This is a genomic window from Coprococcus intestinalis (genome assembly GCF_023656595.1).
In the GTDB taxonomy this organism is placed as follows: domain Bacteria; phylum Bacillota; class Clostridia; order Lachnospirales; family Lachnospiraceae; genus Coprococcus_A; species Coprococcus_A intestinihominis.
This window is the reverse complement of the sequence record NZ_JAMOKJ010000010.1, coordinates 72,839-98,511: the sequence shown is the minus strand read 5'-3', so window position 1 is coordinate 98,511 and position 25,673 is coordinate 72,839. Positions and strand designations below refer to the sequence as shown.

Sequence of the window (25,673 nt, the reverse complement as noted above, 5' to 3'; positions counted from 1 at the left end):
TTATATCTACATTCTCAAAAGGAGTCTGTAACAGCTGTTACAAACTTCTTTTTTTTTACAAAATTTTTTCCAATTTTTCTCTATCCAGAATCCGAATCTGCTTCCGGTCGGCTTCTATCAGCCCTGCTTTCTGCATCTGCATCAATGTTCTTGATAGTGACGGTCTGGCTACGCACAGATAATCCGCCTGTTCCTCACGATTTGTCTTTAGTACCACCGTGTCACTTGCATCTGCCTCCTGCAGAAGCCAGGCTGCTGCTCTCTCCTGCACACTGGCAAACCCTAACACATTCAGCTTCCGCACCGCCATCCATTCCTTTGTGGACATACTCTCATACAGATTCTGGATCAGCTGCTTATGATGGTCACAGGCTTTGTCACAAAATCCGTACAGATACTGCCATGGCACTGCCAACACTTCCACCGGCTCGCAAGCCACCGCTTCGTACCAGTAAACACGCCCATTTGTATCCAGATTGCTGCTGTAATGCTCTCCAATCAACGCTCCTGATGCAACATGATATAAGGCATTCACTTTTCCAGAAGGCATATAGCTGATAATCGACACATTTCCCTTTAATAAAGCATAGAAATAATCCGCCTGCTCCCCTTGTCGAAATATCGTCTCATCCTTCTTATAAGTACGGAACTTTGCTCCGGAACAGACCAAAATCCGTGCAATACTTTCTTCTGAAACATTTCTGAACAGACTGTTGGCAGACAGACGCGCATCTGGTCTTTTATTAACTTCTTTTTGAAAATTATTTTGTTTTAAAGAGCACTTTATTCCAGTAGCTGTTGCCACAAAACCACTTCCCTTTCTCTAAAACCGTATCTGTCTTATTGTTTTCCCGTAATCCGATCCAATTATAATTTTAACTCCACACACCAGTAACCAAAAGCCCCGCTGCCCTGATTTTCCCGGCTCACCGGCTTGAATTTGCGAAAACCAAACATGGCAGCCATATATTGCTCCCGATGCTGCCAAATACCGGGAACACCCATCAGATAAACACCTTCATCCTCTGACGCCCCATCATTTTCGCCGCGCCCACCGACATCTTCTTTATCCTTTTTCTGCTCCACCTTTGCCAGTATCAAGTGCCGGTAACAATAATATCCATGCAGCAGAAAACTATTGCTGCCATAAATCCAACACGGCATCGGCATGCGCCCGATATCCTGAAGTTCCATCCGCACACAGGCTGCCACACTGTCATCATCAAAAGGATACATCTGCGGAAGCTGTGACATCAGCAGGTCATAGACATTGCTCCTAGAGTACAGCTCTTGCTCTGCCTGTTCTTCTGCTTGTTCTTTCGACATCTCTGGCTCTTTCGATACAGCTAACATCTCGTTATTCTCCGGATTCTCATTTTTCTCAAACGCTTCCATCCTTGCGTCATCTACAAATGCCGCCACTTCCTCTTCAGGGATCAACGGATTCTCATCCGCATGCGGACTCACCAGATTCTCTGCCTCAGGCTCTGCCCCTTGCGTTATGACACTTTCCGGCTCCGCATCCGCAAAGGTTCTCTCCGTATCAGTTTCATCGGCTACTGCATCACTGTTTTTCTCTCCAAATCTCACTAAAATCTCTGAAAGCGGCTCTCTATTGACAAATTTCTCTGTTTCCAGCGGTTCATCATCCCATCTGGTACCGTAAACGCCGCCATCTTCTCCCAGCAAAACCATACCAGCGACACGGTCCAGATCATACGTTGTTCCCATCAGATGATCACTGTCCATCGTCAGTTCCGTATCCCCCGTCTGTTTCTGAACCAACAGGTCTCCGATTGCAATCCCTATGTAATCACCGGACACTCTGATCAGCATATAAATCTGATACTTTTTCGCTTCACTATGATAAGTTCCCGACATATGAATAGAAAGCCGACATTGTCCATTCCGGCTTTCTACTCTCACAAACCCACTGTTGATTGTCTTTCTCCCGTTTTCATATAAATACATATAAGAAATAAAACGCCGATATTCTGCCACAGAAACACCCTCCCAGGACGTCCATTGATTTTTGCGATATCGCTGCCACAGCAGCATTTACTCTTATATATATGACTGAAAATGGAAAATATGCACCATCTGCATATTTTAATCCGGCAATTCCTCAGCCAGATATGGAAACATACTGACAGACCTTTTCAAGATGCCCTGCATATAGGCAATGGCGATGCCGTAGTTAGTGATCGGCACATCCTGATCAACAGCACATTTCATCCGATAGCGGACCTCGCGCTCATTCAGCATACAGCCTCCGCAATGAATAATCAGTGCATATTTCGACAGATCTTCCGGAAATTCTCTGCCGGAACACAGCTCAATATTCAGCTTTTTGCCTGTGTAATTCTTCAGCCATCTCGGTATCTTAACACTGCCGATGTCATCACACTGGCGATGATGGGTGCAGCCCTCTGCGATCAGCACTGTATCTCCGTCTTTCAGATCTTCCACTGCGGCAATCCCACGAACAGCCGTATCCAGAAGTCCCTTATGTCTGGCCATCAGAATAGAAAAAGATGTCAACGGAATACTTTCCGGTACATCCGCAGATACCTTTGCAAAAACCTGGCTATCCGTGATAACAATGGCCGGCGGTTCCTTGAATTTCTCCAAAGTCTCCCTCAATTCATATTCCTTGACACAGACAGCTGCGCCTTCCGCCTCCAGAATATCCCTGATAACCTGCTGCTGAGGCAGAATCAGACGTCCCTTCGGTGCCGCCTTGTCGATTGGAATAACAAGAACAGCCATATCTCCCGGATGCATCAGATCACCCACCAGCATCAGTTTGTTTTCTTCTGTCTTGCCGATGGCTGCAATCTTCTCTTTTAATGCTTCAATCTCTATCTTCTCTGTGGCACTGACATAAATCTCATTTTCTTTGGCTTCCGGGTGTTCCGGCTTCAGATCACATTTATTCCAGACAAGCAGCCATGGAATCTCCTTCTGTCGAAAAATCTCGATCAATTCTCTGTCACAGTCTTTCAGGCCCTCTGTGCAATCTGCCACCAGCACAGCCACATCGGATTTATTCAAAATTTGTCTTGTTTTGCGGACTCTCAATTCGCCAAGTGCACCTTCATCATCAAAACCCGGAGTATCTATGATGACAACCGGCCCGATCGGAAGCAGTTCCATTGCCTTGCTGACAGGGTCTGTTGTGGTTCCCCTTGTATCGGATACAACAGCCAGTTCCTGTCCTGTCACAGCATTGACCAGGCTGGATTTACCCGCATTTCTCCGGCCAAAAAAACCTATATGTACACGCTCACCTGACGGTGTTTCATTCAATCCCATCTCTTGTCCTCCTTAAATTTAGATAAGGTCGGCAAATCCCGGCATCTGTTTTATTTTCTTCAAATAAATTCTTCCCGAAAAAGCAATATGCGGCAATTCAAAGAACTGAGCATCCTTTGGACATATTGGTCTGTACAACGGATCTGCCACTATGATTCCTGCATCCTTCAGCTTTTGTTCCATCATCTCTTCACCGCAAACAGCCTCATCCCCCGGTGTCAGCAACCCTTCTGTTTCTTCCAGCGGGCACAATACACGAACGGATCTGCCATACTGAAGTTCAATGGCTGCTGCCAGAGAGCCCATTGTCACCGGTTCACCAATCAACGTAATCTCCGCCCGGTGTCTCGGACTCTCCTTCGCATCATTGACATCTTGAAGATTCTCTGCCGACATTCTGCAGGCTGCATAAACAACATTGTCTTCCTTTTCACCACTGACAGCTGCTTCCATTGCCTCTGACAACTTCTCCGTGAAACGGCCAACCGGTGCTCCAACCACATAAGGTGTACCGAATTTTCTCTGCAATACTTTTGCTGCCCGAAGCCCCACAGATGAAACAACCACATTCACTGCTGCATCTGCAGATTTCGACAGCTGATCCAAAGAATCTCCCATGGCCCACATGCTGTTGATCTGCCAGCCGTATTGCTCCAGACTGCGCTTCATCGTTTCCGCATGATCAAGAGGCCCGAAATCCAGCGGCGTAACTCCCAGCAAGTTCACCAGACGATTTCTGCCTTTTTCCTCCGTGTTTTTATTTGAAACATCCTCTGCATGGCTTTTCGGCAAAACAAAATGTTCTGCAATGGCTTCCAAAGCCATACCTGCCCCGCGCACATAATCATGCATGCCGTTTGTAGGCACTGCAAAGGTCGGAATACCCGTATCCTGCTCTGTTACCTCTGCAATGGCCGGAAAATCCGTGCCGTTCATATAGGGGATCGGTGAACTGGCCAGGGCAATAAAACGCGGCTTCAGATCACGAGCTGCCTCCTCGATATCATGGATAAACTTCTCATCATTTCCCATGATCGCATCGATTTCTGTCAGTCCTGAGATAAAGATCAGACTGTCCTCCTCATACCATCTGATCTCATCATGGGTATTATACGTCGAATTGCATCCCGAAGGATCGTGCATCACTGTCATACCGCCCAATTCATAGAGGGCTGAACAGACGCCGGATACATCGGCTGTATAAATCGGTATTATTCGATATGCCTGTCTCATATGCAGCTTTCGCACCCCCATCCTTTGCGGATCACAAGATCCGGTGTCTCTTTTTCTTCACGGGCTGCCTCAACCATCAGATGTGCCAGACGCCGGATTCCGTCAAAGCCATACAGGCCCGCACCCTGTACCATGTTGACAAAATGTCTGCTGCCTGTAAACCAGGCCGCTTTCTGCCCCAATGCCAGCATCTCCCGCTCCGTTTTTCTCGGAAGAACACGCATTTTCACCTGCACAGTTGCAAGCAGCATCAACTCAGGCGCATGCTGCTGAAGCCATTTGAAATCATTTTCCTCTTCAGGGCTGATGGCATCCAGATAAATCCGTTCTACATAAAAGCCATGGGAGATCAAAAGTTTTGCCAATCCCATAGGTCTCGGATGAAACGTCCCGTCTATGGCGATCGGCCAGTCTCCAACTTCCAGAAGTGCCTCATGAAGTGCTGCTTCACAGCTCTCTTTTTCACCTTCATAATCCAGAACACCCAGAAGCTCCATTGACTCTGATAATGCTTCCAACTGCCCGATGATCTCATCATAATCAAAACAGGAAGGCAGATACATAAATGGCCGCCCTAGTCTCTCTGCCGCCCATTCCGTACCGGCTTTTCCTGACGGATAACAGTTCAGCATCATCCGGCAGTCTGACAGAGAAAGATAATCTTCCCAGGACTCACAAACCGGGGACTCTTTAATCTGATAATCATTGCATCTGAGCAATCTCTTGAGATCTGATGTCTCGTCCAGTGCAAAATCGCTGCCCAGGATAGATATTCTTCGCTGCCCTTCTTCTGTTACTGTTCCTTTCTTCAAAGGATCATACATGGACAAACGCAGCTTTTGATCCGGTGTCAGACCACTCTTTCGCATGATCGGATCCATAAAACATCTGACAAAACAGATTTCAGGAAATCGTTTTCCCAGTTCATCGTAGATTCTCTCAAGATCGCTGCCCAGGAAATGATGCAGACAAACTGTAAACAGAAAAACCGCTTTCGGCTTTTGTTCCAATCTCTCGATCACATCCGACACACCTTCGATGGTAATATCTTCCAGATTGCCGTTCAGCAAATGCTCTTCCTTGAGGATAACAAAGGAAAAACGTTCCGCCTCGTTCATCTCTGCCGCTGTTAAAACAACACCACGCATGCAGTTATCGGCACAGACGTAAATCTGATGAGCATCCGGCACCTGCATGCCGGTGTGAACGATATTCCATGTTCCATGTACCGGCGAATTAAATTCCAGTTCCGATGCAAATGGCACCGGAAATTCCGCATCTTTGATGGCCGTCGCCGCTCCTTTTGGATCGACTGTTCCACCCAGTCTTTTCAACATAAAACGGCCTCCTTCTATCCTCTCGCTTCACACACAGCCAGTATCTGCTCCGCCAGTTTCCTGTACTCATCTGCCATTTCACTGTCAGGAAAAGCCTCCAGAAGGATCTGCTGCTTCTCCTCCGCCAAAAGTACCTGTTCACTGCGGGATAAAGTTCCCACTACAGATGTCTTAAAATCATCTGCCAGTTCCGCCACTTTTTCGTCTTCACGCTTAACGTTTCTGCGATTCAGGATCAAGCCTCCCAGAGATGCATAGCCTCTGTTTTTGAAGTTGTCGATGGCCATGGCAATATTCGCCGCAGCATGGATAGACATATTTTCCCCTGAAGTAACGATAAATACTTTGTCCGCATAGCCTTTTCGCATCGGCATGGTAAAGCCGCCACAGACAACATCTCCAAGAACATCATAAAGCACAACATCCGGCTGATAAACCTCATAGGCTCCCTTTTCTTTCAGCTTCTCCAGTGCCGTGATAATACCGCGTCCGGCACAGCCCATCCCCGGTGTCGGGCCACCTGCTTCCACACAGACGACGCCGCCAAATCCGATGCGGACCATATCTTCTAATTCAAAATCATTTTTGCGCTGATTCACCAGCTCCAGTACAGTCGGTACGGCTTCACCATGTCTCAGCTGCATGGTTGAATCCGCCTTCGGGTCACAGCCAATCTGCATAACTTTCAGCCCTTTTTCCGCTAATGCGGCAGCCACATTCGAAACAGTGGTTGATTTGCCGATACCGCCTTTTCCATATACAGCAATCTTAATCATTCTATCTTCTCCGCTTTCATTTGCTGTTTAAAACTTTTGTATAAACTGCGGTTCTAATTCTCTTTTGAAACAACATTGGAATACGCCGTTTTGACGGATACACCTTTCAGTCGGCCGATTTTGCCGGACAACGTACTGATGATATCCTGCGGCGCATCGATTGCAATGCTGATAATACTGATCCCTTTGTCACGATAAGGGATTCCCATGCGTCCGATAATATATTGAGCTGCACCGTGTAAAAGTTCATTCACTTCCTGTGCTGAACTGCCATCTTCTATAATAATCGCAATGACTGCCACTCTCGTTTCCATTTTTTTCTCCATATTAACTCCATTTTGTCGGCTATGACCAGATCAAAAATCTGACCCTCCGTCCGAATTTTCAATCACTCGCCGATCAGTGACTGTTAGCATATTCTCGGAAGCAGCTCGCCGCCCGGCTGAGGAAGCAAAGCCTGTGTACCGATTTCTGTTGTCATCACAACGTGTCCCGGCTGTTCCTCCGTAACTTCACCAATAATGGCCGCATCCTTTGAATATGGACACTGTCTCAGTACTTCGACAATCTTTTCTGCTTCTGACTTAGGCGCCATGATCACCAGACGGCCTTCACATGCCAGATAAAGCGGTTCAAGACCAAGCATGCCGCAGACACCCTTGACTTCCGGTGCCACAGGCACATCTGCTGCATTCAGGCGAATACCGACCTTGCTCTGTCCTGCGATTTCATAAAGAACTGTACCAACGCCGCCTCTTGTGGCATCACGGATCACATGGACATCTTTTGTGGCATTTAATACAGATTCGACTGTAGGCCACAATGGTGCACAGTCACTGGTTACATCCGCATCAATACCGAAATCTTCTCTTGCCAGCAGTATCGTACATCCATGTCGGCCGATATCACCTGTTACAATAATAGCATCTCCCGGTTTGGCATAGTCGCCGGATGTGCTGACGCCATCAAGAATTTCTCCAACACCTGTTGTCGTAATAAAGACACCGTCCACCTGACCCTTTCCGGCAACCTTCGTATCACCGGATACAATGCGGACACCGGCCTCTTTGGCTGTTTTCTCCATCGCACCTGCGATCTCTTCCAGTTTCTCCATCGGAAAACCTTCTTCAATAACAAAGGCACAGGAAAGATATAACGGTTTTGCACCCATGCAAGCCAGGTCATTCACCGTACCGCAGATGGATAATTTGCCGATATTGCCGCCAGGGAAAAAGGCCGGCGATACAATAAAACCATCTGTTGACATGGCAATCTTTCCTTTTGGAGCTGGAAGAACAGCAGCGTCATCCGCTGTCAGATCCGGATTTGAAAAATGTGCTTTAAATACTTCATCAATCAGTTCAGATGTCTGCTTGCCGCCGGCACCGTGAGCCATTGTAACTGTTTTATTATTCATCAGAAACGTCTCCTTTTGCATGATTCTCATATGTATGTCATAGTATTTTGTAACTGTTCAGAGCCAAGCAAAATTTCAAAAAACAGGTATAAAATGCTTGCATTTTTAAGACTGTTTTTGAAATTTTATTTGGCGGATACGCCACACCGACGAAATGCGTAGCATTTTGGAGGTTGGCTCTGAACAGTTATAATATTTTTTATTTTAGCTGTACTGATAGTAAGCAGAACAGGCCCCTTCATTGGATACCATACAGGCACCAATCGGATGCTGCGGCGTACAGCCTTTGCCAAATACCTTGCAGTCCGACGGCTTGCATTTACCCTGAAGAACATCCCCGCATCGACAGGCCGGATTGCTTCGTCCTTTCATCTCAGGCACATGGAACTTCTTTCTCGCATCGTAGGCTTCCCATTCTTTTTTCAGCCGCAGGCCTGAATTCGGAATAATGCCCAGTCCGCGCCATTCTGTATCACAGTTCTCCATCATATCTGCCACCAGCTTCTGTGCCTCTCGGCTGCCTTCCCGTGTCACCACTCTCGGATAAGCATTGACGAAAAACGGTTTGCCCTCCTGGAATTTAACCAAAGCCACCGCCAATGCTGTCAGTAATTCTTTGGCTGTAAAACCTGCCACAACACCGCTGACGCCTTCATCCACCAGTGATTCACACAATTCCGTACCCGTAATGGCATTGACATGTCCCGGATAAAGAAAAGCATCCGCGCTGCCTTTCAGTGCTGCATAAGCACCCGGCATCGTCTTATTGGCCACCAACAGCGCGAAGTTCGTCAATCCATCCTCCGATGCCTTTCTTACAGCCAGACAGCTGGCCGGTGTCGTTGTCTCAAAACCAACAGCCAGAAAAACAACCTGCTCTTCCGGATGATCCTTAGCGTACTGTTCTGCATCCACCGGGGAATACACAATTCGTACTTTTGCGCCCTTTTCTCTCGCACCGGCAAGACTCATCTCCGTTCCAGGCACACGGACCAGGTCACCAAATGTACAGATTGTCACGCCGCATTCCAACGCCAGATAAACGGCCTCATCAATGAAGCCAACCTGTGTGACACAAACCGGACATCCCGGCCCTGAAATCAATTCTACCTGTTTCGGCAGGAGCTTTCGGATACCCAGTCTGAAAATCTCATGAGTATGGGTACCGCACACCTCCATAATCCTCACAGGCGGTCCGTCATAGCCTTCTATTATCTCTCTCGCCGTTTTCTTCTTCTCTCCACTCATCAGAATAAATCCTCCAGCACCTGATCTGTTTCACTGTCATCCTCATCCGTAATCTTGGCAATGGCCACACCGGCATGAACCATGACATAATCTCCCGGCTCCAAATCTTCAATCAGCTGAGAAGAAATCTCACGTTTTGCGCCGCCCGCATCGATAATTGCAACGCCATCATTAATTTTAACAACTTTCGCTGATAAACCTACACACATACTCAAAATCTCCTTTCGTTTATCCGCTGCAAATTCTCCCAGTTTTTCAAAAACATATAAAATTACCAGTTCACTGCAGGCCGCTCTCGCTGCCAACGCCTACAGCGGTACATAAGGCATTAAAAAACAATGCCTAAGTACCGGTGGCGTTGAAGCACCTGCCGTGAATCTGTTAATTTTATATATTTTTCCAAGAATATTGAGAATTTGCAGCTATATAAATCTCAACACCATAGATTTTAGTTTCTTAACTCTAAACCCAAAAACTTTCTCTTTCCTATTCGGCATTGTCCCTGGCTCGGGCTTTGTCATAGCTATGCCGCTTAACACTTTGCCGCGTTTATCACAAATCTATGATAACAGCCGTCTATTTTCTTTTGTTTCTAAGACTGCTGTCCTATTTTATATTGCACTTCGATCAGTCGTTATTCGCTGTTTATGGAATTACTTCGATAAAGCTGCATTTATAATTCTCACTCAATCAGCTTTTCAAAGACCCCATAGCGTAGACTGCCTGACCAAGTGCAATGCCGCCGTCGTTTGGCGGTACCAGGCGATGTCTCAATACTTTAAAGCCCTCTTTCTGCAGTCCTTCATCCACCATTTTCAATAACAGCTGATTTTGGAAGACACCGCCGCTTAATGCTACTGTACCCCGTCCGCTTTCTTTTCCGGCTTTTTGGCAGGCCACTATTATTTCTTCTGCCAGTATCCAATGGAAGAAATAGGCCAGTTTTTCTGTATCTGCGCCTGCAAGTCTGGCTTCCGCAATGGTTTTCACCAAAGCACCTGTGTTCAGGACTGCCTTCACCTGTTCCGGCTTATTTATTTCTGTGGATTCCGATTCCTTATTATCTATGCATGCGGCTAACGGAAATTGCTTCCGCATCTCATCCATCGCATGCTGAAGATCAACCGCGTTTTGATGTTTTTTCTCATACGCTTCCGCTGTAAATTCCAATGCCATGGATGCCTCGCCTTCAAATGTTGAAGCCTTCCGGATTCCCAAAATGGCACTGACACTGTCAAATAATCTGCCGGCACTGGTGGACATCACCGCATTAATCTTCCTGTCCGCCATGGCCATCTGAACTTTGGCATCCTGTACACTGCACAGATTCAGTTTCTCAATCATTGTCATGGCTGCTGCACGGTCTTTCATCTGTCCGTACAGCATGGAAACGGCAATTCGCCATCCTTCCCTGGAGGATGCATCACCGCCGATCTGAAGGAACGGTGTTATACATCCAAACCGCTGAAATGCCTTATAATCTGCCAGAAGGATTTCACCGCCCCAGATGGTGCCGTCCATGCCATAACCGGTTCCGTCAAAGGAAACTCCGATAACTGCTTCCTGACAGTCATTCTCGGCCATGCAGGATAAAATATGCGCATAATGGTGCTGCACTTTGATCACCGGCAATCCCGATTCTTCCGCGATCATGGTTGAATTATATCTTGGATGCATATCACTGACCACCACCGGCGGTTCCACTTCAAGCAGCGTCTCCAGACGTCCAATGGTCTCTCTCAATGCATTCACCGTTCGCAGATCTTCCAAATCTCCCACATACGGCGACAGATAGAATCTTCCGTCCACGCCGATGCAAAAGCTGTTCTTCAGTTCTCCGCCCACGGCCAGAACCTGGCCTTTCCAAGGTGCCGACACCATCACCGGCAGAGGTGCATAACCTCTGGAGCGCCGGATCATATAAGGTTCATCCTTGAAATAATCCATTACCGAATCATCAGCACGGATCCTGATCTTGCGATTGTGAGACAACATGCAATCACACAGATGAGATAATTCAGCGATTGCATCATTGTCATCTCTGCAAATCGGCGCTCCTGATGTGTTGCCGCTGGTCATCACCAGATAATCCGGCATCTGAATGCCATCATCATAATCAAAAATCAACAGCTGTACCGGCGCATACGGCAGCATCACACCGATTTTCGGATTGCCCGGCGCCACAGACGGACAGATCTGACTGTCAGCTTTGTCCAACCGCTCCAACAGCAAAATCGGCTTCTGATGGCCGTCCAGGACTTCCTCCTGTACCTCAGTCACCTGACATTCCTTCCGAACTGCCGACATATTTCGCGCCATAACGGCAAATGGTTTCATCGGCCGGCGCTTCAATTCACGAAGTCTCGCAACCGCTGTCTCATTGGTGGCATCACAGCAGAGATGGAAACCACCGATTCCCTTAATCGCCGCAATTCCGCCCGAGGCGATCACTTTTCTCGTATAGGTGATCGCTTCACGGCCTCTTTCGTCACGGCCGATCAGATAGACCTCCGGCCCGCAGTCATTGCAGCACACCGGCTGGGCATCGAATCGTCTCGACTCTGGATTGTTGTATTCCTCCGCACACTCCGGACACATCGGAAATTCCTTCATGCTGGTCCGTTCTCTGTCATAAGGAAGCGCATCCAGGATCGTCAGCCTCGGCCCGCAGCAGGTACAATTGATAAAAGGATGCAGATAGCGTCTGTTGTTCGGATCATACAGCTCCTCTTTGCATTCATCACAAATGGCAATATCCGGTGAAACAAAAATCTCTCCCTTTGTCTTTTCACTTTCTATAATCTCAAACCCGTCAAATTCAGGATTATTATCAAGATGTTCAACATTTATCTTCAAAATAGCCGCACGCTTCGGCGGTCGTTTCTCCAAATCCTCAAGGAAGCCATCCACCTGTGCTTTCGTCCCCTGTGCAAAAATCTCCACATAAGGCCCTTTGTTGCAGACGCTTCCGTGAATGTCATTTTTAACCGCATGCCGACTCACTGTCGGACGAAACCCAACGCCCTGCACAATGCCGTAAACACGAATCTTTCTTGTCTCTGTCTGATTCATCAGCATGCGCCTCCTAATTTGCCTGAAACAGCAAAATGCCGGATACCGATGAACTGTCCCTCAAACTCCGGAAGCATCGACTTCATACAGTCATCCGCAATGACCACATCCCACTTGCTGTCCGCTGCCAGTTCTGTGAAATCATCTTCTTCCTTCAGATAAACATCATCTTCTTCGCGAAGTTCCGGTTTCAGATCAAACCAGCTGCAGACCTTCACTTCTGATGCCCCGCGCATCTTTAATTCCTCACGAAGCGCATTCGCCATCACCTGCTGATGCACAATTAATACCTTTTTGCCTGTATAATCAGCCTCCGGCAGCATGGTCTTCACCAAAGGATAACCGACAACATACGGTGTTCCGAACTGTTTTTGAAGATATTTGGCCGTTTCCAGGGCAGATGGTGAAACAACCAGGTTATATTCCGCGGAAGCTGCCTGCTTCACCGCATCCAGGCCATCACCCATGCCATAGCAAACAGCCTTTTTACCATCGGCTGCAAATATCTGCCGTAATTGGTCACCTGCGGATAAATCACTCAGATCCTGCGGTGTTGCACCGATAATGCCGACTCTGCCCTTTTCCACAGACATCTCATCCACCACAAACTTCTTAAAAAGTGCCAGCCAGGCCTTTTCCTGACCTCTATCATATAAATCCATGCCATTCGTATCAATGGTCAGCACCGGAAGTCCTGTCTTCTTCTCCGTCATACGGCCCAGTGCCTTGTAATCCGTGCCGATCACCGCCGGCACCGGCGTACCGATGATCGCTGCAAAAGATACATCCAGTTTCTCAACTGCCGATGTCAGCTTCGCTACCAACCGGTCATCCCTTCCGAGAATGGCATCCATATCTCTCAGCCCGGCACTGAAAATAGCACTTTTCCTTGAGAACCATCTTGGTTCATCAAATCCGCAGACATTACCGACACAGCCTCCCGCATCACAGATCACAAGAATACCGCCCAGTTCATACAAAACGGAGACAGCCCCCGACTGATCCGGTGCAAAAGGTGTCAGATATTTTCTTAATCCCTTCATGGCTGTTCCTCCCATCTATTCTCTGCTTCTGTCAAAGCCTCAAACAATCTGCGAACCCCTGCATAGCCATAAGGCTGTCTGTCCTGATTCCACATGACATTCGGGCAGTTCTGATGATAATAAGCTGCATCCTTGCCAATGGCCATATTCACACCTGAATTCCCACCATCATAATACAGCATGGTCGGTTCCATGTTGGAATAAACTCTCGTCTCAGGGCTTATAGCCGCCAGCTGCTTGATATAAATAAAGTTCTCAGCGGTGATGGTGCCGTAAATCTCAGGCACCTTAAATCCGTATCGTACCAATGCCAGGGAAAGTTCGAAAGCATCGCCGTTCATACATTCCCCGACCGCAAAAGAGGCCTCCGGATACTGCACCCTAAAGGCATCCACTGCCTTCTGTGCGCTTTCTGCCGCTGCCTGATCATCAAAAGTCACACCCAGCACCTTGCCGAAGGCTCTGTACTGGCTGCCGATCTTGTCAATCTGATACAATCGGGTCAGTTCGATAAAAGGAATCTTCAATCTGTCATGAAAATCTTCCGCCGCAAATCTCGCCTCCGGATGCAGCACCAGATTGAAATTAGCTTCCGACATGGTCTGATATTCCTCATAATCCCTGCATGCAGAAATCTCATGAATGGTCTTCACGCCTGCCTGATGCAGCAGATCATATAGCTCACAATCATCCACAAGGGGTGAAAAAAAGCCCAGCAGATTCACTACATTCCCCTTTTTCTTACGCGGTTCAAGCAGAGAATACAAAGACTGGCGAACATGTACCATCGGCGGCTTTCTGCCTTCACGGGTCAACGCATACATATAACATGGTCTCACAGGAAGACCTGCCGCCTCCTCGGCTTTTCGACAGACTCTCTCCATGTCTGTTCCCAAAAGTGCATCCACACAGGTAATGCAGATCATCACAACTGACGGCTTCTTCTCAAGGCTGTCACAGATCTCTTTCACTGCTTTCGGTATCTTCTTCAAATGACGCCCCGTAACAATATCCGTCTCGTCCATCATCAGATAAAAGAACCGCTGATCATATTCTCTCATAGAACTGATCAATGATGTATTTCTGCCGCAGCATCCCGGTGCCACGATCAGCATAATAGAATCAGGGATTGCCAGTCCTGCACGCTTGACGCCAAAACCTTCCGCCCCCGGTGAATTAAAGGCCAGCGTAGCTGGAGAACTGTATATTAAATGTGCGCCGGAAATAAACTGCGGCGGGATATTCTCTCTTCCCATTGCCGCCAGCTCACCGACTGTACAAAAAAATGCATCCTGCATCATAATAAATTTCCTCCTCCGGATTTATTCGCCGCCCTGGGCTTTCTTCGCCTCATCTTCCAGAAGCAGATTGGCCAGATCAAAGAATCTCTGACTGATCTCGGAATCTCTGTTGCCTTCGATGACAGTCTTGCCCTGATCTTCATAGCGGATGATCTCATCACTTCTCGGAATCTCTCCCACAATCGGAATATGACTCTTCTCTGCAAAGGCCTGCACCTTCTCTGTCTCATTCTCCACATTGCGATGGTTCAGTACAATTCCGAAAATACGGGCATAGCTGCGATCTTCAAAATTTCTCACAGCGCTTGAAATATTATTGGCTGCATAAAGAGCCATCTTCTCACCGGATGTAACAATCAGTACCTTCTCCGCATAGCCCTCACGGATCGGTGCGGCAAATCCACCACAGACAACATCACCCAGCACATCGTACAACACCACATCCGGCTTGTACGTCTCAAATAACTTCAGATCTTCCAACAACTGAAATGTTGCAATAATGCCTCTTCCTGCACAGCCAAGTCCCGGTGTCGGGCCGCCAGTCTCAATACAAAGCACACCGCCGAACCCTTCCTTTGAAATATCCTCAAGTCGCTCCGGCTCTTCGTCTTCTTCTCTCATAAAATTCATCACTGGTCGAAGCGGTTCACCCCCAAGCAGATTGATCGTTGAATCTGCCTTCGGATCACATCCGATCTGAATAACCTTCTTCCCCATGGCCGCAAAAGCTGCTGCCAGATTGGAAGTAATCGTTGACTTGCCAATGCCGCCCTTACCATAAACTGCTACCTTCAGCATATAAACCTCCATATGGCCTTGAACGATGTATCAGATACATTGTTCCAAGGTTCTATATATAATAATAATTTCGTATTTTATTCAACAAAGAAAAAACTCCTTTATCTGACGGTAAGGGAGCTTCTAATTATGTATACGAGAAGATAAACTATCTTCCCGATAATTTCCAGTTTACTATTCCTGCTCGGATATTCCTTGCCGTCAGAGTATGCTTATATTCAATTGTCTTGAATTCTTTTTCTGTTGTGACATTCGAATAGAGTACCGTTCTCCCGGCAGTCATTTCGTCTGTCTTTTACGCATTATAGCATATAATTATCAATAATGTAACCCTGATTTTATCTATTATGCTGTATACATCTATTATTTCTCCCATCGGCTTTTTTCATTCTCACAGATACCATTCCATTTACAGCCTCCGCAGATTTCTTTCCTCTTCCCTGTCACCAAAAGTTGATTCTGCACTTTTTCAGTAAAATCATCGAAGGCTAACTGCTCACCATCTGCCAGACCGCAGGCCTCCAGCACAGCGTTGTCATATTTCTCGACCAAAGTCAGATCTGTACACTGCCCCTCCCGATTATTCGGACAGGCAGAACAGATTTCATCTGTCCCTACATACAGCTGTACATCCATCCCTTTCTGCAATTCATCCAATACTTCTTTCATATGCGCCGAAAAACCATCACTGTAACCTTCACCTTTAAAATAAGCAAGGCACATACCATGATGCGGTCTCGATTTCGACAACCTTCCATATGCCGAAAAATAAGCGATTTTCCGGCAATATAAGGCAATATAGCAACCTATAAAACAACAAAAAAATACGCAGGTGTGCAATCAGTGTGCAATCAAAACTATCGTCTTTCAAAACAAAAAACTCGTTATCAACTGGGCTATGTCCCCATTGGTAACGAGTTTTTCATTAACAAAATTATTTACCTGTTTTCAAAAACCCTGCGAGCCAGAAACCCGCAGAGTCGTAAAACCGTAAAGCCGTCTAAGAGGTTATCTATCTTGCCGTAGAAACGCTACCTGCAAGCCACTCCTGCACCATCTGGGCATTCACCTTTAACGCTTGTGCAATCTGCTCGATTGGCAATCCCATATCGTTAAGGTTCCTTGCGGTTTCTTTCTTTTCATCCATTCTTGCTTCATCGCAAAGCTGTTCCATTTCCTTGCACATATGCTCCACCCCTTTCTCGGTCTCTTTCAGTTCGTGCACGCGGTCTTTCAATGCTCCCGCCTGCATCTCCTTTGCTTCCTTCACACGGAAATCGTGCATCAGTCTTCCAAGCTCGCCGCCATCGTCCTTGCTCGAATCCACGTAGATAAAGTGTTCCTCGTCCCCGAACTCCTTGCCGTTCTCGCGGATTATCCGGTCGATATGGGCTATCGGAAGTCCGTGCCCCAGTGCGTCTTTCAACGTGACGAATATCACGTAGGTCTCCGGGAGCTTATCGAAGTTCTTTCCCGTATCCAGCACGTTGGAATCCATCATCCCGAGGTTGTATCTGGCACGTTTCGGGTGCGCTCCCTCATCGTCCTGCTGTATCTCGACGTTGAAGATGCGTCCGCTTCCATCCTTTGCCACACAGTCCAGCACGACACCTCTGCCATGCATGTTTCTGAAATCCACCTGCGTCTCATTGTCGATGACGGTCAAATCCTTGTCCTCCATGATGATTCTAAGAACGTACTCGCAGGCTTTCTTATCCTTGAATACATTCCGCGCGAAAATATCGCTCATCACGGTCAGATTCTTAATCGTTTTCTTGTATCTCTCCTTATGCTTAAGCATCGTTTCTTCCTGATTCATCGGTGAAGACCACCTCCTGTTCAACTCACAAGAAGGTATCAACCATCTTGCTATATATATATTTTACAAGAAAGCCGGTAAACATTCAAGACTTGTATTTTTCCCGCCGAAAGGACAAAATCCTGCGGCTCGCGCGGAGTGGCCGGGGTCTGGGGCAGCGCCCCATATAGGCAAACCCCGTGCATAAAATGAGCGGTCGCGGTGCCCGGCGGGAAAGCCCCTCGCTTTTCCTGCGTCCGGCGCATCGCGGCAGCGAAGGCGAATGCACGGGAGTCGGAGCCGGTCAACTTTTCCGTTCCAAATGTTTCCGTCAATCCGCCTGCGGATTTATGAAAGATTTGTGGGCGGGATGGTTGAGGGGCGAATCACTCTACCCGGACGAGAAAAGGGTCAACGTTCGCAAATAGGCGCAAATGGGTTCATTTGATGCTAAATGGTGTCTTTTTCTATCATCGGCATCCGTGCATTTGGCAGTTTCTACCTGCATGTTCGTGTATAGGGCAGAGGGATAGAAAAATAGCCTGCGTTATAATCTGTCCCCAAGGAGACGGCATTCTTGCCGCTTCAAAAAGCAGGAAATCGGAAAAGAAAGGATGATGCCACATGGCTCAGGATTTCGGCGATGACATGGGAAACGCCCTCCTAAACTTCGTCACAAGGCAGACGGAGAACTACTTGCGGTTCGGACGTGGCAGGGAACGTGCTTTCGACTGGTGGCAGCGCCATTATAAGAAGGAGGGGAACACTCCCGAAGCCGCAAAAGCAATGGCTGAGAAGCAATCCTCTCGTGAGCAGGTGGTCGTGCCCTTTGGTACTTCCGAGGAAGCCGCCTACTATGCGCAGGTATGCCGCGAGAATGGAACCTATGCCGCCGCCTACACGGACAAACAGGGAAACGGATTCCTTGCCTTTGCCAAAGAGGATGCCGAGACCGTCGCAGAGTATGCCCCGCAATTTAAGGATGTAATGGCGCGTCTCGATGAACAGCGTATCACCGATGCACTGAATCACGCGGAACCCGTGGATAAGAAGACCATGGATTCCCTCACGGAGCTGACAGGCTATCCCGACCTTCCGGCGGAAGACGTAACGGTCATTCCGGTCACCATCCGTTACAAGGACGCGCCAGACGAAACTTACGATGTGCTCTTTAGCGAACAGGATACCGAAAACCTCAATATCGACGATTCGATTTTCTTCTCCGGCTACTCCCACAGGGAGCTTACCGAGATGGTTGGTCGTGAGACCCATGAGGATTTCGATGTGATTGCTGTCAGTGACCCCTATAAGGTTCATGCGACGCAAGTGAAAACGGATGCCCCGGAAAAGACTTATGACGCGCCGGGAAAGGATGCGCCTATCCGTAGCGATAAGGTTTCCCCGCTTCGTGCCGAGGACACCGCCATCCATACCCAGAACATCCGAAACGCTGCCCAAAAGGCAAGGGAAGACTGCACGGACTTTTCCGACTTCGAGCGCAAGATGAACGCGCAGGGCTTCGGCGTGACCGAAACCAGCAAGGGTGAGGTCATGGCCTACGAGCCTGCAAGTCTAAATAAGGACGGTTCGGTACCGGCGTATGAGCGCGGTCGCGACTGGCCGGTCTCTGCGGAGACGTTAAAGAACCGGTACGACCTCGATGTGACCCACAACTGGTTCGAGCAGAATACCCCGAAGGAAGCTGGCACCCTCCCGGATGGAGACCTTGCCATGCAGAATGCGCGTCTGACGCAGGAGCAGATGCGTGACGAACAACAGATGCTAGAGCCGGTTGCATCCGACGGTTCCATGGATAACGACGGGCGCACGCCCGACCCGAACTCCGGTATTGAGAGCCACGATGGCGCAGATACCGATTCCCGCACCGCCGTCATGGATGTAGAGCAGACCGGAAGCGAGATTCGCCCCTCCGATATTCGCGAGGAGCAGCAATATGATTCCGAGTCCTATTCCCTCACGGGGGAAGCACGGGATATGACCGCTGCCAAGAATCAGATGGATACGGAGACGAAGGCGCAGGAAACCATGCGGGAGCATGGTTCGAGCCTGCCCTTTAACGGCGAAGACGCATTGTAAGGAGATAGACCATGACACTCAAAGACAAATTGCCGGACAGGCTGAAATGCTCCCCGCTTCTTACCATGGAATCGGACAGCGATATCGAGACCATCGCGGAATCCATCGTGAACCTCTCCGATTCAGATGGGGACTTCTTTAAGAAGACGGAAAAACTTCTTCTGATGGCCTGTCTTGGATATTTAAGGGACTGGTGCGAGCCTTCCCAGCGTACCATCGGGAACTTCATCTCCCTTCTTGATGCCGCCCTGCCAAAGGACAACGAAACCCATACCACCCTCGACAACCTTTTCTATGAAATGAAGTCCGGGTGCAAGCGCGTGAAATCGGAAGATGGCATCACGACCCTCTGGGAGCCTTCCGCCCTTTCCCGGTGCGACGGTCTCACTCCGCGCGATTCCAATGGTATCGATGTGTCCGAGGACTTTTCGCTCACCTGCTATGAAGGATTCCGCCACGCAGCTACGCGGGAGACGCGCACGAGTATTGTGACCACGCTCCTGCTTGTGCTGGAAGAAGTGGAAAAGGAGGATGCATATGGCAAATAGCGCGAACCCGGAAATCAATAAGAAGATTGCCACCTCGGCGCTTGGCACCCTCGTCATCGCCACGGTCTTCTTCTATCTTGGTGACCGCTATGCCGAAACCCTCGTCACCTATCCGGGGCAGATTTTCGACCATCTGGGCGATGCCATGCTCACCATGTGGGAGACCATAAGGGTCTCGCCCTTCACCCTCGATATGACCAGTAACTCCCTGCTGTTTGGCGGGGCTTGCTTTCTCATTATCTGGATGATTTGGCTTCGCTACGTGGCGTTCATCGGAAACTATCGTTCCGGCGAAGAATCCGGTTCCGCCCGCTGGGGCACTATGAAGGAAGGAAAGAAGTTTAAGGACTTGCAGACCGAAGATAACAATCTTCTCTTCACCAAGAACTTCGGCCTTGCCCTGCACCGTCCCAAGTTCGACCCGGAATATGACCGCAACCTAAACGTCCTCGTGGTCGGTGGCTCTGGTTCCGGTAAGACCTTTAACTACGTGACCCCGAACATCTGCCAGCTCAACACCAGCTACTTTGTCACCGACCCAAAAGGTACCCTTCTTAAGGATGCCGGATACCTGTTCACGGACAACGGCTATAAGCTCAAGAGCTTCAATACCATCAACCTTGATGAGTCCATGCACTACAACCCGTTAAAGTACGTGAAGACGGATACCGATATCCTCTCCTTTGTGAACTGCTTCATTATGAACACGAACCCCGAGGGAAAATCGAGCGGTGACCCGTTCTGGGAGAACGCGGAAAAGATGCTCTACACGGCGCTCATCGCCTTGTTACGTGACTGGTTCCCGGCAAAAGACTACAACATGTCCTCGCTTCTCACGCTCCTCTCCCTTGCGGAAGCACGAGAGAACGATGAGAACTTCAAGTCTGCTCTTGACCTCATGTTCCTCCAAATCGAGGAGGGCAAGAAGTACAAGCAGAACGACGGCTCTTCTCCTGACGCTGCGGGAAATGCCGGTCTTTCAAGGAGCTTTGGCACCAAACAGGCAGATAACGGCTGGTCTTGGGTGCCCAGTAAGTTCAAGCGCAACTCCGACGGCGTGAAGCCCGCCGACTGCGGGGGACTTTCCGCCGACGAGGACTTCGCCCTGATGAACTACAAGAACTTCAAGGTGGCCGCAGGCAAGACCTTGAAATCCATCCTCATTTCCTGCAACGTGCGCCTTGCGCCCATCGCGACGGACGGCGTGCGCGAGCTTTTGACCTACGACGAGATGGAGATTGACACCCTTGGTGACCCGGATGCGAAGGTGGCGATTTTCGGCATCCTCTCCGATACCGACAAGACCCTCAGCTTCCTGTTCGCCATCCTCATGTGGCAGACCATCGACCAACTGTGCCGAAAAGCCCTTTCGGATTATGGCGGGAAACTCCCGACCCCGGTGCATTTCATCTTCGATGAGTTCGCCAACATCGGCACTATCCCGCAGATTGAGGAGACCATCGCGGTCACCCGTTCCCGTAACATCGGCATCACCATCATCCTACAATCCATGAGCCAGCTGGAAAGCAAATACGATAAGAAGGCGCAGACCATCATCGACTGCTGCGACTCGACGCTCTTCCTCGGTGGCAAGTCCAACTCCACCAACAAGGAGATTGCGGAGATGATTGGCAAGCAGACCATCCATCAGATGACTTACAACGAGTCCACGGGGCAGTCCTCAAGCGCCAGTAAGAACTTGCAGATTCAGGGTCGTGACCTTATCGACGCAGCAGAAATCGGAAAGATGAGCCGCTTAAAGGCAATCCTGCTCATCGCCGGTACCAACCCGCTCATGGATGATAAGTACGACCCCCACGCCCATAAGCGATACCGCTATATCGTGGATAAGCGCAACTGGAAGCGTTTGCATAAGAACTCCTTCGATTTCGAGCGGTATCTGAAAAACGGCTGCGAGCCGTACACCCCCGATGAGGATACGGGTGCAGAGTTCACGGCATGGAAATGGGCGGCATGGAAAAAATCAAGGAAAGGGCTTCTGGGCAAATTGCTAAACCGGTAGTCACTTATAATTAAGAGAAATGCCACGCGAAAAAGGCAGAAAGGGGACGAATGGAGGAAGGAACTTGGAAACACTCGTCAAACTCGCCGCCCCGGCGATAGGAACCGCTGCGGGCGCATTCACCGTCGTGGGAATCATCTATCTTGGGATGACCCTCGCGGGACTTCTTCGCGGCGGGGGCGGGGAGATACGCAAAGCCATTGCAATCATCGTCGCGGGGCTTACCTGTATCGCCTTTGCCCATCTGTACGGTTACTAGAAAACAAGTAAACAAGAAAGGAATCAGACATGCTGGAAAACGTGAAAAACCTTCTCTCTGATGGTGTGACCGCCCTCGGCGGCATCCTCATCGTCTTCGGCCTTGTGAACCTTGGCCTTACCATCAAGGACGGTATGCAGGGCGGCGGCGGTCAGCTCTCCGGTGCCCTCGCCATGATTATCGGCGGTGCCATCGTCGTGGGTGCTGCCGTGTACTTCAAGACCGGTATCAACTGGGGTTCCCTCGCGGGCTAGAAAGGAGCGATATCTAACATGCTCTCTGTAGCAGTACACAAGGATATCGCCGAGTATCAGCCCAAAATCGTAGGCAAGATGACCATGCGCACCCTGGTATCCATCACGGGTGCGCTTTCTGTCTCGGTACTTGCCGGGCTTTACATCTACTTCGTTTTGGGGCTGAACGTCAGCGATTGCACCTATTTTATCTACGCCGTCTCGTTGCCGTTTTGGTGCGTGGGCTTCGTGAAGCCCTGCGGGATGCCCTTCGAGCAGTTTGCGCCGCTTTGGCTTAAGGCAAACTTCACGAACGACCGCATCTTCTACAAGCCGTCCATGCGTCTTGCGGGACTTCTCTCTGAGTCGGAAAACAGCAAGCAGAAAGGAACTATCTATGGAAAACACTACCGAAAGCAGGGAAACCTTCGCGGCATCGAATCCTACTCCCCAAGGGCAGGACGGGTCATCTCTTAACGCCGCATTTGACGTGGACGCGTTCGTCCACGCATCCGGTGACGGGTTCGGGAACACCGCGCCCCTGCGCTCCGATACCGGCGCTATCGACATGGATGCCATCTCTCAGGTCGCACGCGTCACGCAGGGTGCCGGAAAGCTGACCCGAAAGGAGAAGAAGCACGCCAAGCGCGAGATGAAGCGCAGGAAAAAGGAAGCCAAGAAGGCCGAGAAGGAAGCGAAAAAGACCTACAGCTCCATCAAGTCCCAGTTAAAGGACAGGGACAAGGAGCTGTCCGATAAGATGGCCGATGCCAGAAAGAAGCGCGACTCCGCGAAAGACGTGGTGAACTACATCGGCTACAACAAGATGTATCAGGACGGCATCTGTGAGGTGGAGGAGGGAATGTTTTCCTCTTCCATCGCCTTCGATGACACCAGTTACCACTCGGTGCGCGATGAGCAGCAGAAAGCCATGTTCTCCGCCATCACCCGCATTTACGACCAGTTCGGTGCGGATACGCTCGTGCAGATGAGCGTCATCAACACGCCGCTCCTCAAGGAAGAGGTCGGTCACCGCAAGTTCTTCGACCCGGAGCGTCAGGCAAACGATGCTGCAAGGAACGACGCGCAGGTGTTCAACAACATCCTGAACGATAAGGTGAAGGAGGGGGTCAGCAACATCCGCAGGAACCGCTACCTCACCTATTCCGTGACGGCAGACACCGCAGAAGATGCAGCGCGTCAGCTCTCCCGTATCGAGGTCGAGTCCTCCCGCATCCTAAACTCCATCGGCAGCAAGGCACACCTTATGAACGGCACCCAGCGCCTTTCTGTCATCCATTCACTCCTGAACCCCTATAAGCCGTTCCTGTTCGATTACCAGCGCGATATTTCCGCCAAGCGCTTACAGACTACAAAGGACTGCATCGCACCGACGCAGATTGATTTCCGCCCGGACGGCCACTATAACGACTGCGTAAAACTCGATAACGGGGTCTACGCACAGGTACTCGTGATGAAGAAGTTCGGCTCGGAACTTTCCGACCGCGCACTTGCCGACATGGCAGACCTTCCTATCCCCATGGCTATCACGTGGTACGTGCAGCCCATGGATAAATCCAAGGCTATCAATTACGTGCGCACCCGTTCCGCATGGATTGACAAGGAAATCATCGAGGAACAGCGCTCGGCAGTGAACAAAGGCTATGACTTCTCCATCCTCCCGCAGGAGCTGAAATACTCCAAGGAGGAGACGGAGGACGTGCTCGACCACTTGCAGAACAAGAACCAGCGTCTCTATGTCTTCACGGGGCTTGTCTACACTTACGCGGAGAGCAAGGAAGCGCTGGATACGCAGGTACTTCGCATCATCTCCACGGCACGTCAGAACTCCATCGAGCTTGATACCTATGACTATCGCCAGCGTCAGGGACTTAATTCCATCCTCCCGCTCGGCCATAACCACGTGGAAATCTCCCGCATGTTCACCACGGCGCAGGTTTCCATCCTCGTACCGTTTGCCACGCAGGAGCTTGACGATGCGGGCGGCAACTTCTACGGCCAGAACAAGCACAGCCGCAACCTCGTGGTCTGCAACCGCAAGAAGCTCACCTCGCCGATGGGCTTCGTCTGCGGCAAGACCGGCTCCGGTAAGGGTATGTTCACCAAGACCGAGATGACGGGCACCATCTTCTCCAATCCGACGGACGAGATTTACGTCATCGACCGCGCAGGCGAGTACACCGCTATCGCCGAACGCTACGGCGGCAGCACCTACCACTTCGGCGTGGGTACCGGAACCCATCTGAACCCCTTCGATACGGTATCCGTGGAACACATGACGCGAAACGAGCAGATTGCGTTCAAGGTGGACGCGATGTTAGCTCAGGCGGGCGCTTCCGCTGCCGAAGCCGGGTCGAACTTCTCTGAGGTTGACCAGTCACTCGTACAGCGCTGCACCGAGCTTGCCTTCCAGAAGGCCGCAGAGCGCGGAGACAATCTTCCGCCGACCTTACAGGACTTCTACGATGCCGCGAACGAGCAGCCGGAGGAGCAGGCACAGGTCATCGCACTCCGTTACGAGCGATTCGTGAAGGGTTCCATGAACTTCTTCAACCATCAGAGCAACGTCGATTTCAACACCCGCATCGTGGACTTCAACCTGAAAGACCTGCCGGATTCCATGCTGGTCTTCGCCCTCATCAATGTCTGCGAAGCCGTCCGCAACCGCATGTACTTCAATGCAAAGCGAAACGTCCGCACATGGCTCTACGTCGAGGAGATGCAGAGTATGTTCGCGTACCCGACGGTACTTAACTACTTCTCCCGCTTCTCCAACGAGGGTCGTAAGTTCGGACTTTTGCTGACAGGTATCAGTCAGAACGCCACGGCGATGCTCGCCAACGAAGCGGCGCGAAATATCGTCCTTAACGCGGACTTCCTCATGCTTCTCAAGCAGTCCCCGCTTGACCGTATGAAGTGGGCGGAACTTCTGAACCTGTCCGAGCAGGAGGAGGAATGCATCGACGAGTCCGCAGAGCCGGGTGACGGCCTGCTCATCGCAGGAAACGCCCGCGTGCCGATTCGCGGCAAGTTCCCGTCCGGCAACGTTCTCTATGACCTGTTCTCCACGAACCCCAATGAGACGAAGAAGACGGGGCTTGGGGACAAGAAAGATGCAAAACCCGTTATCTAGCAACCCAGTAAGAAGACCCCG

The 25,673-nt window shown here is 49.8% G+C and carries 23 protein-coding genes; 7 read left to right on the top strand and 16 right to left on the bottom strand.

Going from position 1 to position 25,673, the window contains the following annotated elements; genetic code table 11:
• Positions 1–55: 55 nt before the first annotated feature.
• The 16 genes from NBH03_RS09035 to NBH03_RS08960 all read right to left on the bottom strand — a co-directional run bounded on the left by NBH03_RS09035 (position 56) and on the right by NBH03_RS08960 (position 17,359).
• Entirely contained in the window at positions 56–805 is a 750-nt protein-coding gene (locus tag NBH03_RS09035; RefSeq protein ID WP_250799356.1) for a Crp/Fnr family transcriptional regulator, read from the bottom strand.
• 62 nt (positions 806–867) lie between these two features.
• Positions 868–2,001 carry a hypothetical protein gene (locus NBH03_RS09030; RefSeq protein WP_250799353.1) on the bottom strand — a complete coding sequence of 378 codons (1,134 nt, stop codon included), beginning with the start codon at positions 1,999–2,001 and terminating at the stop codon, positions 868–870.
• 108 nt (positions 2,002–2,109) lie between these two features.
• Positions 2,110–3,315, bottom strand: a complete 1,206-nt coding sequence (gene hydF / locus NBH03_RS09025; protein WP_215689978.1) for a [FeFe] hydrogenase H-cluster maturation GTPase HydF — start codon at positions 3,313–3,315, stop codon at positions 2,110–2,112.
• 18 nt (positions 3,316–3,333) lie between these two features.
• The gene (locus NBH03_RS09020; protein ID WP_117541694.1) at positions 3,334–4,548 is read right to left on the bottom strand and encodes a nitrogenase component 1; all 1,215 of its coding nucleotides are present in this window, start codon (positions 4,546–4,548) and stop codon (positions 3,334–3,336) included.
• A complete protein-coding gene (locus NBH03_RS09015; protein WP_250799348.1) occupies positions 4,545–5,885 on the bottom strand; it encodes a nitrogenase component 1 in 1,341 nt (446 codons plus the stop codon). The genes NBH03_RS09020 and NBH03_RS09015 overlap by 4 nt, the downstream gene beginning before the upstream one ends.
• A 14-nt stretch (positions 5,886–5,899) precedes the next feature.
• The gene (locus NBH03_RS09010) at positions 5,900–6,661 is read right to left on the bottom strand and encodes a nucleotide-binding protein (protein WP_117541690.1); all 762 of its coding nucleotides are present in this window, start codon (positions 6,659–6,661) and stop codon (positions 5,900–5,902) included.
• Between the two features lie 53 nt (positions 6,662–6,714).
• Positions 6,715–6,975, bottom strand: coding sequence for a TM1266 family iron-only hydrogenase system putative regulator (locus NBH03_RS09005; RefSeq protein ID WP_250799346.1), 261 nt, complete (start codon positions 6,973–6,975; stop codon positions 6,715–6,717).
• A 95-nt stretch (positions 6,976–7,070) separates the two neighbouring features.
• Positions 7,071–8,078: a hydrogenase expression/formation protein HypE gene (gene hypE / locus NBH03_RS09000; RefSeq protein WP_015514835.1), complete on the bottom strand. Its 1,008-nt coding sequence runs from the start codon at positions 8,076–8,078 to the stop codon at positions 7,071–7,073.
• Between the two features lie 204 nt (positions 8,079–8,282).
• A complete protein-coding gene (gene hypD, locus NBH03_RS08995) occupies positions 8,283–9,326 on the bottom strand; it encodes a hydrogenase formation protein HypD (protein WP_250799344.1) in 1,044 nt (347 codons plus the stop codon).
• Positions 9,326–9,535, bottom strand: a complete 210-nt coding sequence (locus tag NBH03_RS08990; RefSeq protein ID WP_117541686.1) for a HypC/HybG/HupF family hydrogenase formation chaperone — start codon at positions 9,533–9,535, stop codon at positions 9,326–9,328. Before NBH03_RS08990 ends, hypD begins: the two co-directional genes overlap by 1 nt.
• A gap of 481 nt (positions 9,536–10,016) precedes the next feature.
• Positions 10,017–12,398: a carbamoyltransferase HypF gene (gene hypF, locus NBH03_RS08985; RefSeq protein WP_250799339.1), complete on the bottom strand. Its 2,382-nt coding sequence runs from the start codon at positions 12,396–12,398 to the stop codon at positions 10,017–10,019.
• Positions 12,398–13,441 carry a nitrogenase component 1 gene (locus tag NBH03_RS08980; protein WP_250799337.1) on the bottom strand — a complete coding sequence of 348 codons (1,044 nt, stop codon included), beginning with the start codon at positions 13,439–13,441 and terminating at the stop codon, positions 12,398–12,400. Before NBH03_RS08980 ends, hypF begins: the two co-directional genes overlap by 1 nt.
• Entirely contained in the window at positions 13,438–14,739 is a 1,302-nt protein-coding gene (locus NBH03_RS08975) for a nitrogenase component 1 (RefSeq protein WP_442872336.1), read from the bottom strand. Before NBH03_RS08975 ends, NBH03_RS08980 begins: the two co-directional genes overlap by 4 nt.
• Positions 14,740–14,763: 24 nt before the next feature.
• A complete protein-coding gene (locus NBH03_RS08970) occupies positions 14,764–15,540 on the bottom strand; it encodes a nucleotide-binding protein (protein WP_250799333.1) in 777 nt (258 codons plus the stop codon).
• Positions 15,541–15,903: 363 nt separating this feature from the next.
• Positions 15,904–16,290, bottom strand: coding sequence for a DUF1284 domain-containing protein (locus NBH03_RS08965; protein WP_331476099.1), 387 nt, complete (start codon positions 16,288–16,290; stop codon positions 15,904–15,906).
• 262 nt (positions 16,291–16,552) lie between these two features.
• Positions 16,553–17,359, bottom strand: coding sequence for a PD-(D/E)XK nuclease family transposase (locus tag NBH03_RS08960; protein ID WP_250799328.1), 807 nt, complete (start codon positions 17,357–17,359; stop codon positions 16,553–16,555).
• 603 nt (positions 17,360–17,962) lie between these two features.
• Here NBH03_RS08960 and NBH03_RS08955 point away from each other — a divergent pair.
• The 7 genes from NBH03_RS08955 (at position 17,963) to NBH03_RS08925 (ending at position 25,652) form a co-directional block, all read left to right on the top strand.
• A complete protein-coding gene (locus NBH03_RS08955; protein ID WP_250799326.1) occupies positions 17,963–19,435 on the top strand; it encodes a hypothetical protein in 1,473 nt (490 codons plus the stop codon).
• Positions 19,436–19,446: 11 nt separating this feature from the next.
• A complete protein-coding gene (locus NBH03_RS08950; RefSeq protein WP_250799324.1) occupies positions 19,447–19,983 on the top strand; it encodes a hypothetical protein in 537 nt (178 codons plus the stop codon).
• Positions 19,973–22,006, top strand: a complete 2,034-nt coding sequence (locus NBH03_RS08945; protein WP_250799322.1) for a VirD4-like conjugal transfer protein, CD1115 family — start codon at positions 19,973–19,975, stop codon at positions 22,004–22,006. The genes NBH03_RS08950 and NBH03_RS08945 overlap by 11 nt, the downstream gene beginning before the upstream one ends.
• A gap of 64 nt (positions 22,007–22,070) precedes the next feature.
• Entirely contained in the window at positions 22,071–22,265 is a 195-nt protein-coding gene (locus NBH03_RS08940; RefSeq protein WP_250799320.1) for a hypothetical protein, read from the top strand.
• A gap of 29 nt (positions 22,266–22,294) precedes the next feature.
• The gene (locus tag NBH03_RS08935) at positions 22,295–22,519 is read left to right on the top strand and encodes a hypothetical protein (protein WP_082421059.1); all 225 of its coding nucleotides are present in this window, start codon (positions 22,295–22,297) and stop codon (positions 22,517–22,519) included.
• A gap of 18 nt (positions 22,520–22,537) precedes the next feature.
• The gene (locus NBH03_RS08930) at positions 22,538–22,975 is read left to right on the top strand and encodes a PrgI family protein (protein ID WP_082430262.1); all 438 of its coding nucleotides are present in this window, start codon (positions 22,538–22,540) and stop codon (positions 22,973–22,975) included.
• Positions 22,896–25,652 (top strand): VirB4-like conjugal transfer ATPase, CD1110 family, encoded by a 2,757-nt coding sequence (locus tag NBH03_RS08925; protein WP_250799317.1) that lies wholly within the window; start codon positions 22,896–22,898, stop codon positions 25,650–25,652. The genes NBH03_RS08930 and NBH03_RS08925 overlap by 80 nt, the downstream gene beginning before the upstream one ends.
• Positions 25,653–25,673: the final 21 nt, after the last annotated feature.

What these genes read in the sequence shown, in the direction of transcription:
- NBH03_RS08975 (WP_442872336.1), bottom strand. Translation starts at nt 14,739, where the DNA reads ATGCAGGATGCATTTTTTTGTACAGTCGGTGAGCTGGCGGCAATGGGA.
- NBH03_RS08930 (WP_082430262.1), top strand. Translation starts at nt 22,538, where the DNA reads ATGCTCTCTGTAGCAGTACACAAGGATATCGCCGAGTATCAGCCCAAA.
- hydF (WP_215689978.1), bottom strand. Translation starts at nt 3,315, where the DNA reads ATGGGATTGAATGAAACACCGTCAGGTGAGCGTGTACATATAGGTTTT.
- NBH03_RS09010 (WP_117541690.1), bottom strand. Translation starts at nt 6,661, where the DNA reads ATGATTAAGATTGCTGTATATGGAAAAGGCGGTATCGGCAAATCAACC.
- NBH03_RS08960 (WP_250799328.1), bottom strand. Translation starts at nt 17,359, where the DNA reads ATGAATCAGGAAGAAACGATGCTTAAGCATAAGGAGAGATACAAGAAA.
- NBH03_RS08945 (WP_250799322.1), top strand. Translation starts at nt 19,973, where the DNA reads ATGGCAAATAGCGCGAACCCGGAAATCAATAAGAAGATTGCCACCTCG.
- NBH03_RS08980 (WP_250799337.1), bottom strand. Translation starts at nt 13,441, where the DNA reads ATGAAGGGATTAAGAAAATATCTGACACCTTTTGCACCGGATCAGTCG.
- NBH03_RS08935 (WP_082421059.1), top strand. Translation starts at nt 22,295, where the DNA reads ATGCTGGAAAACGTGAAAAACCTTCTCTCTGATGGTGTGACCGCCCTC.
- NBH03_RS09020 (WP_117541694.1), bottom strand. Translation starts at nt 4,548, where the DNA reads ATGAGACAGGCATATCGAATAATACCGATTTATACAGCCGATGTATCC.
- hypF (WP_250799339.1), bottom strand. Translation starts at nt 12,398, where the DNA reads ATGAATCAGACAGAGACAAGAAAGATTCGTGTTTACGGCATTGTGCAG.
- NBH03_RS08990 (WP_117541686.1), bottom strand. Translation starts at nt 9,535, where the DNA reads ATGTGTGTAGGTTTATCAGCGAAAGTTGTTAAAATTAATGATGGCGTT.
- NBH03_RS08955 (WP_250799326.1), top strand. Translation starts at nt 17,963, where the DNA reads ATGGCTCAGGATTTCGGCGATGACATGGGAAACGCCCTCCTAAACTTC.
- NBH03_RS08950 (WP_250799324.1), top strand. Translation starts at nt 19,447, where the DNA reads ATGACACTCAAAGACAAATTGCCGGACAGGCTGAAATGCTCCCCGCTT.
- NBH03_RS08970 (WP_250799333.1), bottom strand. Translation starts at nt 15,540, where the DNA reads ATGCTGAAGGTAGCAGTTTATGGTAAGGGCGGCATTGGCAAGTCAACG.
- NBH03_RS09005 (WP_250799346.1), bottom strand. Translation starts at nt 6,975, where the DNA reads ATGGAAACGAGAGTGGCAGTCATTGCGATTATTATAGAAGATGGCAGT.
- hypD (WP_250799344.1), bottom strand. Translation starts at nt 9,326, where the DNA reads ATGAGTGGAGAGAAGAAGAAAACGGCGAGAGAGATAATAGAAGGCTAT.
- NBH03_RS08925 (WP_250799317.1), top strand. Translation starts at nt 22,896, where the DNA reads ATGGAAAACACTACCGAAAGCAGGGAAACCTTCGCGGCATCGAATCCT.
- NBH03_RS09015 (WP_250799348.1), bottom strand. Translation starts at nt 5,885, where the DNA reads ATGTTGAAAAGACTGGGTGGAACAGTCGATCCAAAAGGAGCGGCGACG.
- hypE (WP_015514835.1), bottom strand. Translation starts at nt 8,078, where the DNA reads ATGAATAATAAAACAGTTACAATGGCTCACGGTGCCGGCGGCAAGCAG.